The organism is Pseudomonas fluorescens group sp. PF-1 (genome assembly GCF_054481335.1).
Genome location: NZ_JBTMNG010000001.1, coordinates 452501 through 465732, shown reverse-complemented (window position 1 = coordinate 465732; position 13232 = coordinate 452501). Strand labels below are relative to the sequence as shown.

The following is a 13232-nucleotide window of genomic DNA, read 5'->3' as shown; positions in this document are numbered from 1 at the left end:
AGAGCGGGCATTCCAGCCCCGCTCTCGATTCGCGTCACGTGTTATTCGGTTTCCAGATCGATATCGATGCCGAGGGAACGAATTTCTTTGATCAACACGTTGAAGGACTCGGGCATGCCCGGCTCCATACGGTGATCGCCGTCCACGATGTTTTTGTACATCTTGGTCCGGCCGTTCACATCGTCCGACTTCACTGTGAGCATTTCTTGCAGAGTGTATGCAGCACCGTATGCTTCCAGTGCCCAGACCTCCATCTCCCCGAAACGCTGACCACCGAACTGCGCCTTACCACCCAGCGGTTGCTGGGTAACCAGGCTGTACGAACCGGTAGAACGAGCGTGCATCTTGTCGTCTACCAAGTGGTTCAGCTTCAGCATGTACATGTAGCCAACGGTAACCGGGCGCTCGAACTTGTTGCCGGTACGGCCATCGGTCAGCTGCATCTGGCCGCTTTCTGGCAGGTCTGCCAGTTTCAGCATGGCCTTGATTTCGCTTTCCTTGGCACCGTCGAACACCGGAGTGGCCATCGGTACGCCGCCGCGCAGGTTTTGAGCCAGATCCAGAATTTCCTGGTCCGAGAAGTCATCGAGGCTTTCCTGACGACCGCCGATCTCGTTGTAGATCTCGTGCAGGAATTTACGCAGCTCGGCAACTTTACGCTGCTCTTCAATCATGCGGTTGATCTTCTCGCCCAGACCTTTGGCCGCGAGGCCCAGGTGGGTTTCAAGGATCTGACCAACGTTCATACGCGAAGGTACGCCCAACGGGTTGAGGACGACGTCGACCGGGGTGCCATTGGCATCGTGCGGCATGTCTTCAACCGGCATGATCACGGAGACCACACCCTTGTTACCGTGACGACCGGCCATCTTGTCGCCCGGTTGGATGCGACGACGGATTGCCAGGTAAACCTTGACGATCTTCAGCACGCCTGGAGCCAGGTCATCGCCTTGCTGCAGTTTGCGCTTCTTGTCTTCGAACTTGTCATCCAGCAGACGACGACGATCAACGATGTAGGCCTGAGCCTTCTCGAGCTGCTCGTTCAGAGCATCTTCAGCCATCCGCAGTTTGAACCACTGGCCGTGCTCAAGACCGTCGAGTACTTCGTCGGTGATGTCCTGGCCTTTCTTCAGACCGGCGCCGCCTTCGGCTTTGTGGCCGACCAGAGCGGAACGCAGACGTTCGAAAGTAGCGCCTTCGACGATACGGAACTCTTCGTTGAGGTCCTTGCGGATCTCGTCCAGCTGGGACTTCTCGATCGACAGGGCACGAGCATCACGCTCAACGCCGTCGCGGGTGAAGACCTGTACGTCGATGACAGTACCCTTGGTACCGGTAGGTACACGCAGGGAGGTGTCTTTAACGTCGCTGGCTTTTTCACCGAAGATCGCACGCAAGAGCTTCTCTTCCGGAGTCAGCTGAGTCTCGCCTTTCGGAGTGACCTTACCAACCAGGATGTCGCCTGCGCCTACTTCAGCACCTACGTAAACGATGCCGGCTTCGTCCAGCTTGTTCAGTGCAGCTTCACCCACGTTCGGGATGTCCGCAGTGATTTCCTCTGGGCCAAGCTTGGTGTCACGGGCCACACAGGTCAGTTCCTGGATGTGGATCGTGGTGAAACGGTCTTCCTGAACAACACGCTCGGACAGGCAGATGGAGTCTTCGAAGTTGAAGCCGTTCCATGCCATGAACGCGATGCGCATGTTCTGACCCAGTGCCAATTCACCCATATCGGTGGACGGACCATCGGCCATGATGTCGCTACGCTGAACCCGATCACCTTTACGCACCAGCGGACGCTGGTTGATGCAGGTGTTCTGGTTGGAGCGGGTGTATTTGGTCAGGTTGTAGATGTCGACACCGGCTTCACCGGTTTCAACTTCGTCATCGGCAACACGAACCACGATACGGCTGGCATCGACGGAATCGATCACGCCACCACGACGAGCCACGACGCAAACGCCGGAGTCACGGGCTACGTTACGCTCCATACCGGTACCGACCAGCGGCTTGTCGGCACGCAGGGTTGGTACGGCTTGACGCTGCATGTTCGAACCCATCAACGCACGGTTGGCGTCGTCGTGCTCGAGGAACGGGATCAGCGACGCTGCAACCGAAACTACCTGCTTCGGCGATACGTCCATCAAGGTGACGTCTTCAGGCGCCTTGACGGTGAACTCGTTCAGGTGACGAACAGCTACCAGCTCGTCGATCAGGACCTTCTTGTCGTTCATCGTGGCCGAAGCCTGAGCGATCACGTGATCAGCTTCTTCGATGGCGGACAGGAACACAATCTCGTCGGTGACCAGAGCGTCTTTAACCACGCGGTACGGGCTCTCGAGGAAGCCGTACTGGTTGGTGCGCGCATAGGCAGCCAGGGAGTTGATCAGACCAATGTTCGGACCTTCCGGCGTTTCGATCGGGCAAACACGACCGTAGTGCGTCGGGTGTACGTCACGCACTTCAAAGCCGGCACGCTCACGAGTCAGACCGCCAGGGCCGAGTGCAGAAACACGGCGCTTGTGGGTGATCTCGGACAGCGGGTTGTTCTGGTCCATGAACTGGGACAGCTGGCTCGAACCGAAGAACTCTTTCACCGCTGCCGCTACCGGCTTGGCGTTGATCAGGTCTTGCGGCATCAGGCCTTCGCTTTCAGCCATCGACAGACGCTCTTTGACCGCACGCTCAACACGCACCAGGCCAACGCGGAACTGGTTCTCGGCCATTTCGCCTACGCAGCGAACACGACGGTTACCCAGGTGGTCGATGTCATCGACGATGCCTTTACCGTTACGGATGTCGACCAGAGTCTTCAGTACCGCAACGATGTCTTCCTTGCACAACACGCCCGAACCTTCGATTTCGGTACGACCGATACGACGGTTGAACTTCATCCGGCCGACCGCAGACAGGTCATAGCGCTCAGGGCTGAAGAACAGGTTGTTGAACAGGGTTTCGGCAGCGTCCTTGGTCGGCGGCTCGCCAGGGCGCATCATGCGATAGATCTCGACCAGCGCTTCCAGTTGGTTGCTGGTGGAGTCGATCTTCAGCGTGTCGGAGACGAACGGACCGCAGTCGATATCGTTGGTGTACAGAGTTTCGATGCGAACAACGCCGGCCTTGGCGATTTTCGCCAGGATCTCGGTGTTCAGCTCGGTGTTGCACTCTGCCAGGATTTCGCCAGTTGCCGGATGCACGATGACCTTGGCGGTGGTGCGACCCAGGACGTAGTCCAGAGGCACTTCCAGCTCTTTGATCGCTGCTTTTTCCAGCTGGTTGATGTGACGAGCGGTGATACGACGACCTTGCTCGACAATAACCTTGCCTTTGTCATCCAGGATATCCAGGACCGCAATTTCACCACGCAGGCGCTGAGGCACCAGCTCCAGGCTCAGGCTCTCGCCTTTCACGTGGAATACGTTGGTGGTGTAGAACGCGTCCAACACTTCTTCGGTGGTATAGCCGAGCGCGCGCAGCAGTACCGATGCAGGCAGCTTGCGACGACGGTCGATACGCACGAATACGCAGTCTTTCGGGTCGAACTCGAAGTCCAGCCACGAACCGCGGTAAGGAATGATGCGCGCGGAGTACAGCAGTTTACCGGAGCTGTGCGTCTTGCCACGGTCGTGGTCGAAGAACACGCCCGGGGAACGGTGCAGCTGGGAAACGATTACACGCTCAGTACCGTTGATTACGAAGGTACCGTTCTCAGTCATCAGGGGGATTTCACCCATGTAGACTTCTTGCTCTTTGATGTCCTTGATCGCTTTGTTCGACGACTCTTTGTCGAAAATGATCAGGCGCACTTTTACCCGCAAAGGTACGGCGTAAGTTACACCGCGCAATACGCATTCTTTGACATCAAATGCCGGTTCGCCCAGGCGATAACCGACGTACTCCAGCGCAGCATTGCCGGAGTAGCTGATGATCGGGAAAACGGATTTGAAGGCCGCATGCAGGCCCACGTCGCGGAACTGATCTTTAGTCGCTCCCGCTTGCAAGAATTCACGATACGAATCCAGCTGGATGGCCAGGAGGTACGGCACATCCATGACGTCCGGCAACTTGCTAAAGTCCTTGCGGATACGTTTTTTCTCAGTATATGAGTAAGCCATCAGCGTTCCCCAGCTTGGTCACCTGCTTGTTTGGCCCCTCCCGACGGGAGCAGCCAGAAAATCGTGCAAACCCCATGGTTTGCGCCACCACATCGGGTGGTTACAGCTCGCTATCAGCGCCGACCGAGCCGGCTGCCAATAACGGAAAAAGGCCGGTGGCAAGAGCCACCAGCCATCAGCCTGTCGCTTAACGCTCGGGCTGGAAACGCAAAGTCGATGCTTACTTCAGCTCGACTTTAGCGCCTGCTTCTTCCAGAGCTGCTTTGGCTTTGTCAGCTGCGTCTTTGGCAACAGCTTCCAGAACCATGGCAGGAGCGCCGTCAACTACAGCCTTGGCTTCTTTCAGGCCCAGACCGGTCAGTTCACGTACAGCCTTGATCACGTTAACTTTCTTCTCGCCAGCTTCGGTCAGCATGACGTTGAATTCAGTTTGTTCTTCAACAACGGCAGCAGCAACAGCTGGGCCAGCGGAAGCAGCAGCAGCGGAAACGCCGAACTTCTCTTCCATTGCCTTGATCAGCTCAACGATTTCCATTACGGATTTTTCGCCGATTGCTTCGATGATTTGCTCGTTAGTCAGAGACATGACTATTAATTCCTGTATTGGGGTGACAGCCTACGCGGCCATCGAAATAAACAATAAACGCTGAAAGGAGTCGCTCAGCCTTAGGCTGCAGCAGCTTCTTTCTGGTCGCGAAGTGCCGCCAGAGTACGAGCCAATTTGCTGGTTGCGCCTTGAATCACGCTCATCAGCTGAGAAATTGCTTCGTCACGGGTCGGCAGAGTTGCCAGCACGTCGATTTGGTTAGCTGCGAGGAACTTGCCCTCGAACGCAGCTGCCTTGATCTCGAACTTATCCTGACCTTTTGCGAACTCTTTGAAGATACGGGCAGCAGCGCCCGGATGCTCTTTCGAGAATGCAATCAAGGTAGGGCCGGTGAACACGTCGTTGAGAACACTGTATTCAGTGTCAGCAACAGCGCGCTTGAGCAGGGTGTTACGTACAACACGTACGTAAACGCCAGCTTCACGAGCCTCTTTACGGAGTCCGGTCATCGCGCCTACTGTTACGCCACGGGCATCAGCCACGACAGCGGACAGAGCGACTTTGGCAGCCTCGTTGACTTCAGCGACGATGGCCTTCTTGTCTTCGAGTTTAATTGCCACGGGTTTAACTCCTGCTTGTTACCGTTTCATCCAGTCGAAACCAGATGTCGTTTTGGTGTCTGATTCGGTAAGGAACCGGGAGCACCATCTGCGTAGGCTTGAGGTTTAAGACTTGCGTCGCCTACGGTCTTGGACAGCCCCCGCCAGGCAGGGACCCCAATTTTTCAACTGACGCAATCGCTTGCGTCAATCCGCGTCTTACGCGTCCAGCGAGCTCTGATCGATGACCAGACCTGGGCCCATAGTGGTGCTCAGGGTAACGCGCTTGACGTAAATACCTTTCGAGGAAGCCGGCTTGATACGCTTCAGATCAGCGATCAGGGCTTCAACGTTTTCCTTCAGCTTGACGGCGTCGAAGCCAATCTTGCCAACGGAAGTGTGGATGATGCCGTTTTTGTCGGTGCGATAACGAACCTGACCAGCCTTGGCGTTTTTAACCGCGGTAGCTACGTCTGGAGTTACGGTGCCGACTTTAGGGTTAGGCATCAGACCACGTGGACCGAGGATCTGACCCAGCTGACCCACTACGCGCATGGCGTCCGGGGATGCGATCACTACGTCGTAGTTCAGGTCGCCGCCTTTCATTTCGGCAGCCAGATCATCCATACCTACGCGGTCAGCGCCGGCAGCCAGAGCGGCTTCAGCAGCTGGACCCTGGGTGAACACGGCAACACGAACGGTCTTGCCAGTGCCGTGTGGCAGCACAGTAGCGCTACGAACGACCTGGTCGGATTTACGTGGGTCAACGCCCAGGTTTACAGCAACGTCGAACGACTCGCTGAACTTGACAGTCGACAGCTCGGCCAGCAGTGCAGCGGCGTCTACAAAGTTGTAGGCCTTGCCTGCTTCGATTTTGCCGGCGATAGCCTTTTGACGCTTGGTCAGCTTAGCCATTACACACCCTCCACGTTAAGGCCCATGCTACGAGCAGAACCGGCGATAGTACGCACGGCCGCTTCCATATCAGCTGCAGTCAGATCCGCGTTTTTGGTTTTCGCGATTTCTTCCAGCTGAGCACGGGTAACGGTGCCAACCTTAACGGTGTTCGGACGAGCGGAACCGCTGGTCAGACCGGCCGCCTTCTTCAGCAGAACCGAAGCAGGGGTGGATTTGGTTTCGAACGTGAAGCTACGGTCGCTGTAGACAGTGATGATCACTGGAGTCGGCAGACCTGGCTCAAGACCCTGAGTACGGGCGTTGAAAGCCTTGCAGAATTCCATGATATTCACGCCGTGCTGACCCAGAGCAGGACCAACAGGTGGGCTTGGGTTAGCCTGAGCGGCCTTCACTTGCAGCTTGATGTAAGCGGTAATCTTCTTGGCCATGAGGCACTCCAATTACGGGTTCAAACGCCTCGAAAGGCTCCCCGGTTACTTGCGCGTTTATCCCAGTGACGACAAAACCCCACAGCCTAAGGCTGCGGGGTTGGGATGCTTGTTCAGTTAGACCTTTTCGACCTGACTGAACTCCAACTCTACCGGAGTAGAGCGACCGAAAATGAGTACAGCCACCTGGATGCGACTCTTTTCGTAGTTAACTTCTTCAACAGTGCCGGTAAAATCGGCAAAAGGACCATCATTGACGCGCACCGACTCACCAGGCTCGAACAGCGTCTTCGGCTTCGGCTTGTCGCTACCATCAGCGACGCGACGCAGAATTGCTTCTGCTTCCTTATCGGTGATTGGAGCCGGCTTATCAGCGGTACCGCCAATGAAACCCATAACTCGAGGAGTATCCTTGACCAAGTGCCAAGTACCCTCATTCATGTCCATCTGGACCAGCACGTAACCAGGGAAGAATTTACGCTCGCTTTTACGCTTCTGGCCATTACGCATTTCAACCACTTCTTCAGTGGGAACCAGAATCTCGCCGAAGCCATCTTCCATGCCAGCCAGCTTTACGCGCTCAATCAACGAGCGCATTACATGCTTCTCGTAACCGGAGTAAGCATGCACAACATACCAACGCTTAGCCACGGGACACCCTTAGCCGACAATCAAGGAAACAAGCCAGCCGAGCAGGGAATCAAGCCCCCACAACAGCAACGCCATAACCAGAACAACAGCCACAACAATCAACGTGGTCTGCGTGGTTTCTTGGCGAGTTGGCCAAACGACTTTACGAATCTCGGTGCGCGCTTCCTTGACAAGAACAAAGAAAGACTTGCCCTTGACCGTCTGCAAGCCTACAAAGGCAGCTACAGCAGCAATCACAAGCAAAGCGAGCACACGGTACAGGATCGGCGAAGCAGAGAAATACTGATTGCCAACAACGCCAATAACCACCAAAGCGACTACCACTAGCCACTTGAGCAGATCGAAGCGAGAACCTTGAGCTTCAGCTTTAGGAGTCATCTATGAAGATCCTGTGAAAAGAAAGCCAGACACACCTGGTGAATCTGGCAGGTCAGGAGGGAATCGAACCCCCAACCTACGGTTTTGGAGACCGTCGCTCTGCCAATTGAGCTACTGACCTAAAACAAAATCAGGCCGACCATTATGCCGGCCTGAAAAAGACTTTACAACAACTTACTCAATGACCCAGGTCACTCGCCTGCACTAGGAGTGCCAAAACCACCCTTGCAAACAATGACAAACAACCTCTAGCCATTAAAACAAAGGCAGATATTTTCATATCTGCCTTGTTATATGGAGCTCTTGAGCGGATTTGAACCGCTGACCTCACCCTTACCAAGGGTGTGCTCTACCAACTGAGCTACAAGAGCGTAACACCGTGCAAAACCTGCAAACTTGGAGCGGGTAGCGGGAATCGAACCCGCATCATCAGCTTGGAAGGCTGAGGTTCTACCACTAAACTATACCCGCGAGGCTTGCAGCTCTCGCTAAAAATGGTGGAGGGGGAAGGATTCGAACCTTCGAAGTCGTAGACGTCAGATTTACAGTCTGATCCCTTTGGCCGCTCGGGAACCCCTCCTAAGCGAGCCGGCATTCTACATCATGCCAGCCTTCTGTCAAGCATTTTTCTCATTAAAAACCTGAGGTTAGCTGCGTTGACCTTGCTTCACATCGCTGACCGTTTCAGGTCTTCGCTGTGGAGCGGGCGCCATTCTATGCAAACTATTCGATGGGCGCAACCCCCTCGCAAGGCATTATTTTATGTTTTAACTCATTGAATTCTCTAGAAAGGTTTAGCAACTGCAAATCGTCGAGCCAACGCCTGCTCTCAGGGGCCACACGCACCCAGTAACCGGCTGATTCGGCGCTCCCCTTCGGCAACGACTGATATTTCACCTCCATGCCGCTCAATCGGCGCTCAAGCCCCTGAGCGACATCCTGCCGCGTAAACCCGCCTATATAGAGGCAGCCAACATCTACTTGAGCAGCCTTTCCTTTTTCCTTGGTCGAATCAGGCGTTTCACTCAGCAGGCGAATATCCTGCTGCCCCCCCCGATACAAACTTAAAGGCGTCACATCTTTCGCACGCAGAGGAGCCTCTTGCTGATGCCAGATGTAATAGAAGACGTTGAGAACCAGCAGAAGCAGAAACAACCAACGCATAAGGACCTCAGGACAAAGGACACGCCATAGCCAAGCCAACGAATACCAGATCCGGAACCACCCTCGCCTCCGGCACGATGCCTGAAACCAAAGCCGCATCCCCCCCCGTCAGGAACACTACGAATTCTTTACCCCAGTAACTACGCGCCAGTTCCAGCTGAGTAAGCACAAACCCTTGAAGCATCAACAGACACCCCCGCTCTACAGCTTCAACCGTCGTACGACCCGGAATGAGACTCTCCAACGCGCGCTCGGCCGCGCGATCACCGTAACGAATTTTGCGGGTATGTGTGCGAAGCTGATTACGCATCAATGGCATACCTGGACAGATGAATCCACCCAAGTGCCCTCCATCCCTGGCAACGAAGTCAGCTGTCACAGCAGTTCCGAAATCAAGGACAAGGCACGCGCCGGCAGCCAGATGAAAGCCGCCCAGCATTGCAAGCCAGCGATCCAGCCCGAGCCGCTCGAAATCCTCATAACCATTGCGCACCCCGGACATTTCTCGCGCGGGAACCGCGCAGACCGCCGAGACATTGAAGGATGCCTTCAACAAAGCGGTCAACTCACTGGTTTCATCCGCGGTCCTGACACTCACCAGCCGACAAAACTTCAGAGCAAGGCCTTTCAGTGTTTTCAAGTCGTCAAGCAGCGCCAGATCCGAATCGACAACGCCCTCACCCACCACTGACCGCGCATTCGCCTCAAGCACGCGCCACTTGATGAAACTATTTCCGCAATCGAGCTCAAGAATCATCGCGCAACCTCAGACTCAGCTCGCCACCACTGAAAACTTTTTCCACGCCATCCACCTTCAAGCGCAAGGCGCCTTGGCTATCGATCCCCAGCACTTCACCGTCTATATGGGTTACACCAGCTATCAACGACACCGCTCGCCCCTGCCACAGATGATTTTGCTCCCACTCAGCCTGAATAGCTGAAAATCCGCCCGCCTGGTGACGCGACAGATACTTCTGAAGCATCAATCCAAGCTCGGCGACAAGAAGATTGCGATCGAACACCTTGCCGGACTGAAGCCGCATGGAGGTCCACTGCTGATCGACCTCCTCAGTTATCTGCATGTTTACATTGATCCCAACACCCAGCACCACATGGCAGACATCAGCGGGATCCCCCACCAACTCAAGCAGAATTCCGGCAATCTTCTTCTGACCCACAAGAACATCATTGGGCCACTTCAATCCAGCCGCCGAAATGCCAAGCTCTCGCAGCGTATGCATGACAGCGAGCCCCACAACAAGGCTCAAACCTTCCAGCTGACGCATCCCACCTTCAATACGTAGCACCAGGCTGTAATAGATGTTCTCTGCAAATGGACTCGCCCACCGCCTTCCGCGCCTTCCACGACCCGCCGTCTGACGCTCGGCGAGTACGATAAAGGGAGACGCCTGGCCTTGAGCTATGGCGCGTAGCGCCTCGGCATTGGTGGAGTCAATCGAGTCAAAAGCCAAAACCGGCCAATTACAGGAAGACGCAAGCCGGGCAATTTCCTGCGGATCAAGCAGCGTCAATGGCGCGGCCAGCTGATAACCTCGCCCTCGGACCTTGTGAATGGACAAACCCAGCTCAGCCTCCAGGTGCTGGATCTGCTTCCAGACAGCGCTGCGACTGATGCCCAAGGCAGCACCTAGCGCTTCACCCGAATGGAATCGGCCATCTTTAAGAAGCTTTAACAACGTCAGCATGCAAGTCTCGCCTCACAATGAGGCCCGCATGATAGCCACGCCCCGAGCAGTTGCATAGAAACCCGGAGAGTCAGATTTTCCTGCGGACAAAAACAAAACCCCTACCTGCATACGCAGATAGGGGTTTCGGAATTTAATCTTGACGATGACCTACTCTCACATGGGGAAACCCCACACTACCATCGGCGATGCATCGTTTCACTGCTGAGTTCGGGATGGGATCAGGTGGTTCCAATGCTCTATGGTCGTCAAGAAATTCGGGTACCGAACCGTCTTTCGACGCTTCAGCAAATTGGGTATGCGATAGTTTGTGCGGCTTTTGTGAATGGTTGCGAACTTTCGGTTCATTGCGTCTTCACACACCGCAATCTGGCCTTTCGACGCAAATTGCTTGGGTGTTATATGGTCAAGCCTCACGGGCAATTAGTATTGGTTAGCTCAACGCCTCACAGCGCTTACACACCCAACCTATCAACGTCGTAGTCTTCGACGGCCCTTCAGGGAACTCAAGGTTCCAGTGAGATCTCATCTTGAGGCTAGTTTCCCGCTTAGATGCTTTCAGCGGTTATCTATTCCGAACATAGCTACCCGGCAATGCCACTGGCGTGACAACCGGAACACCAGAGGTTCGTCCACTCCGGTCCTCTCGTACTAGGAGCAGCCCCTCTCAAATCTCAAACGTCCACGGCAGATAGGGACCGAACTGTCTCACGACGTTCTAAACCCAGCTCGCGTACCACTTTAAATGGCGAACAGCCATACCCTTGGGACCGGCTTCAGCCCCAGGATGTGATGAGCCGACATCGAGGTGCCAAACACCGCCGTCGATATGAACTCTTGGGCGGTATCAGCCTGTTATCCCCGGAGTACCTTTTATCCGTTGAGCGATGGCCCTTCCATACAGAACCACCGGATCACTAAGACCTACTTTCGTACCTGCTCGACGTGTCTGTCTCGCAGTCAAGCGCGCTTTTGCCTTTATACTCTACGACCGATTTCCGACCGGTCTGAGCGCACCTTCGTACTCCTCCGTTACTCTTTAGGAGGAGACCGCCCCAGTCAAACTACCCACCATACACTGTCCTCGATCCGGATAACGGACCTGAGTTAGAACCTCAAAGTTGCCAGGGTGGTATTTCAAGGATGGCTCCACGCGAACTGGCGTCCACGCTTCAAAGCCTCCCACCTATCCTACACAAGCAAATTCAAAGTCCAGTGCAAAGCTATAGTAAAGGTTCACGGGGTCTTTCCGTCTAGCCGCGGATACACTGCATCTTCACAGCGATTTCAATTTCACTGAGTCTCGGGTGGAGACAGCGCCGCCATCGTTACGCCATTCGTGCAGGTCGGAACTTACCCGACAAGGAATTTCGCTACCTTAGGACCGTTATAGTTACGGCCGCCGTTTACCGGGGCTTCGATCAAGAGCTTCGCGTTAGCTAACCCCATCAATTAACCTTCCGGCACCGGGCAGGCGTCACACCCTATACGTCCACTTTCGTGTTTGCAGAGTGCTGTGTTTTTAATAAACAGTCGCAGCGGCCTGGTATCTTCGACCGGCGTGGGCTTACGCAGCAAGTACTTCACCCTCACCGGCGCACCTTCTCCCGAAGTTACGGTGCCATTTTGCCTAGTTCCTTCACCCGAGTTCTCTCAAGCGCCTTGGTATTCTCTACCCAACCACCTGTGTCGGTTTGGGGTACGGTTCCTGGTTACCTGAAGCTTAGAAGCTTTTCTTGGAAGCATGGCATCAACCACTTCGTGTTCTAAAAGAACACTCGTCATCAGCTCTCGGCCTTAGAATCCCGGATTTACCTAAGATTCCAGCCTACCACCTTAAACTTGGACAACCAACGCCAAGCTGGCCTAGCCTTCTCCGTCCCTCCATCGCAATAACCAGAAGTACAGGAATATTAACCTGTTTTCCATCGACTACGCTTTTCAGCCTCGCCTTAGGGACCGACTAACCCTGCGTCGATTAACGTTGCGCAGGAAACCTTGGTCTTTCGGCGTGGGTGTTTTTCACACCCATTGTCGTTACTCATGTCAGCATTCGCACTTCTGATACCTCCAGCAAGCTTCTCAACTCACCTTCACAGGCTTACAGAACGCTCCTCTACCGCATCACCTAAGTGATACCCGTAGCTTCGGTGTATGGTTTGAGCCCCGTTACATCTTCCGCGCAGGCCGACTCGACTAGTGAGCTATTACGCTTTCTTTAAAGGGTGGCTGCTTCTAAGCCAACCTCCTAGCTGTCTAAGCCTTCCCACATCGTTTCCCACTTAACCATAACTTTGGGACCTTAGCTGACGGTCTGGGTTGTTTCCCTTTTCACGACGGACGTTAGCACCCGCCGTGTGTCTCCCATGCTCGGCACTTGTAGGTATTCGGAGTTTGCATCGGTTTGGTAAGTCGGGATGACCCCCTAGCCGAAACAGTGCTCTACCCCCTACAGTGATACATGAGGCGCTACCTAAATAGCTTTCGAGGAGAACCAGCTATCTCCGAGCTTGATTAGCCTTTCACTCCGATCCACAGGTCATCCGCTAACTTTTCAACGGTAGTCGGTTCGGTCCTCCAGTCAGTGTTACCTAACCTTCAACCTGCCCATGGATAGATCGCCCGGTTTCGGGTCTATTCCCAGCGACTAGACGCCCTATTAAGACTCGCTTTCGCTACGCCTCCCCTATTCGGTTAAGCTCGCCACTGAAAATAAGTCGCTGACC

The 13232-nt window shown here is 54.7% G+C and carries 10 protein-coding genes, 4 tRNA genes and 2 rRNA genes (1 of these 16 cut by a window edge); all 16 read right to left on the bottom strand.

Features of this window, described 5'->3' with window-relative positions:
* Positions 1-41: 41 nt before the first annotated feature.
* Positions 42-4115 (bottom strand): DNA-directed RNA polymerase subunit beta, encoded by a 4074-nt coding sequence (rpoB, locus tag ACX3YD_RS02185; protein ID WP_047534046.1) that lies wholly within the window; start codon positions 4113-4115, stop codon positions 42-44.
* Positions 4116-4335: 220 nt separating this feature from the next.
* Positions 4336-4701, bottom strand: a complete 366-nt coding sequence (rplL, locus tag ACX3YD_RS02180; protein WP_007933723.1) for a 50S ribosomal protein L7/L12 — start codon at positions 4699-4701, stop codon at positions 4336-4338.
* 80 nt (positions 4702-4781) lie between these two features.
* Positions 4782-5282 carry a 50S ribosomal protein L10 gene (gene rplJ, locus ACX3YD_RS02175; RefSeq protein ID WP_007933724.1) on the bottom strand — a complete coding sequence of 167 codons (501 nt, stop codon included), beginning with the start codon at positions 5280-5282 and terminating at the stop codon, positions 4782-4784.
* Between the two features lie 198 nt (positions 5283-5480).
* The gene (gene rplA / locus ACX3YD_RS02170) at positions 5481-6176 is read right to left on the bottom strand and encodes a 50S ribosomal protein L1 (protein WP_003186095.1); all 696 of its coding nucleotides are present in this window, start codon (positions 6174-6176) and stop codon (positions 5481-5483) included.
* Positions 6176-6607: a 50S ribosomal protein L11 gene (gene rplK, locus ACX3YD_RS02165; RefSeq protein ID WP_007933726.1), complete on the bottom strand. Its 432-nt coding sequence runs from the start codon at positions 6605-6607 to the stop codon at positions 6176-6178. Before rplK ends, rplA begins: the two co-directional genes overlap by 1 nt.
* A gap of 117 nt (positions 6608-6724) precedes the next feature.
* Entirely contained in the window at positions 6725-7258 is a 534-nt protein-coding gene (nusG, locus tag ACX3YD_RS02160) for a transcription termination/antitermination protein NusG (RefSeq protein WP_007933727.1), read from the bottom strand.
* Positions 7259-7267: 9 nt separating this feature from the next.
* On the bottom strand, positions 7268-7636 hold the full coding sequence (gene secE, locus ACX3YD_RS02155) for a preprotein translocase subunit SecE (RefSeq protein ID WP_047534052.1): 369 nt from the start codon (positions 7634-7636) through the stop codon (positions 7268-7270).
* Between the two features lie 45 nt (positions 7637-7681).
* Positions 7682-7757 (bottom strand) — tRNA-Trp (locus tag ACX3YD_RS02150).
* Positions 7758-7931: 174 nt separating this feature from the next.
* Positions 7932-8007, bottom strand: a tRNA-Thr gene (locus ACX3YD_RS02145).
* A gap of 26 nt (positions 8008-8033) precedes the next feature.
* Positions 8034-8107, bottom strand: a tRNA-Gly gene (locus tag ACX3YD_RS02140).
* 24 nt (positions 8108-8131) lie between these two features.
* Positions 8132-8216 (bottom strand) — tRNA-Tyr (locus ACX3YD_RS02135).
* 143 nt (positions 8217-8359) lie between these two features.
* On the bottom strand, positions 8360-8800 hold the full coding sequence (locus ACX3YD_RS02130; RefSeq protein WP_103403381.1) for a hypothetical protein: 441 nt from the start codon (positions 8798-8800) through the stop codon (positions 8360-8362).
* 7 nt (positions 8801-8807) lie between these two features.
* Complete coding sequence (locus ACX3YD_RS02125; protein WP_090466801.1) at positions 8808-9557, bottom strand: pantothenate kinase; 750 nt, start codon at positions 9555-9557, stop codon at positions 8808-8810.
* The gene (gene birA / locus ACX3YD_RS02120) at positions 9547-10506 is read right to left on the bottom strand and encodes a bifunctional biotin--[acetyl-CoA-carboxylase] ligase/biotin operon repressor BirA (RefSeq protein ID WP_103403380.1); all 960 of its coding nucleotides are present in this window, start codon (positions 10504-10506) and stop codon (positions 9547-9549) included. Before birA ends, ACX3YD_RS02125 begins: the two co-directional genes overlap by 11 nt.
* Before the next feature lie 137 nt (positions 10507-10643).
* Positions 10644-10759 (bottom strand): 5S ribosomal RNA (gene rrf / locus ACX3YD_RS02115).
* A gap of 149 nt (positions 10760-10908) precedes the next feature.
* Positions 10909-13232, bottom strand: a 23S ribosomal RNA gene (locus tag ACX3YD_RS02110) (it continues 568 nt past the right edge of the window).

Bases quoted from the DNA above. Each gene is read 5' to 3' on its own strand.
- birA (WP_103403380.1), bottom strand. From the start codon at position 10,506: ATGCTGACGTTGTTAAAGCTTCTTAAAGATGGCCGATTCCATTCGGGT.
- secE (WP_047534052.1), bottom strand. From the start codon at position 7,636: ATGACTCCTAAAGCTGAAGCTCAAGGTTCTCGCTTCGATCTGCTCAAG.
- rplK (WP_007933726.1), bottom strand. From the start codon at position 6,607: ATGGCCAAGAAGATTACCGCTTACATCAAGCTGCAAGTGAAGGCCGCT.
- rpoB (WP_047534046.1), bottom strand. From the start codon at position 4,115: ATGGCTTACTCATATACTGAGAAAAAACGTATCCGCAAGGACTTTAGC.
- rplA (WP_003186095.1), bottom strand. From the start codon at position 6,176: ATGGCTAAGCTGACCAAGCGTCAAAAGGCTATCGCCGGCAAAATCGAA.
- ACX3YD_RS02130 (WP_103403381.1), bottom strand. From the start codon at position 8,800: ATGCGTTGGTTGTTTCTGCTTCTGCTGGTTCTCAACGTCTTCTATTAC.
- ACX3YD_RS02125 (WP_090466801.1), bottom strand. From the start codon at position 9,557: ATGATTCTTGAGCTCGATTGCGGAAATAGTTTCATCAAGTGGCGCGTG.
- rplL (WP_007933723.1), bottom strand. From the start codon at position 4,701: ATGTCTCTGACTAACGAGCAAATCATCGAAGCAATCGGCGAAAAATCC.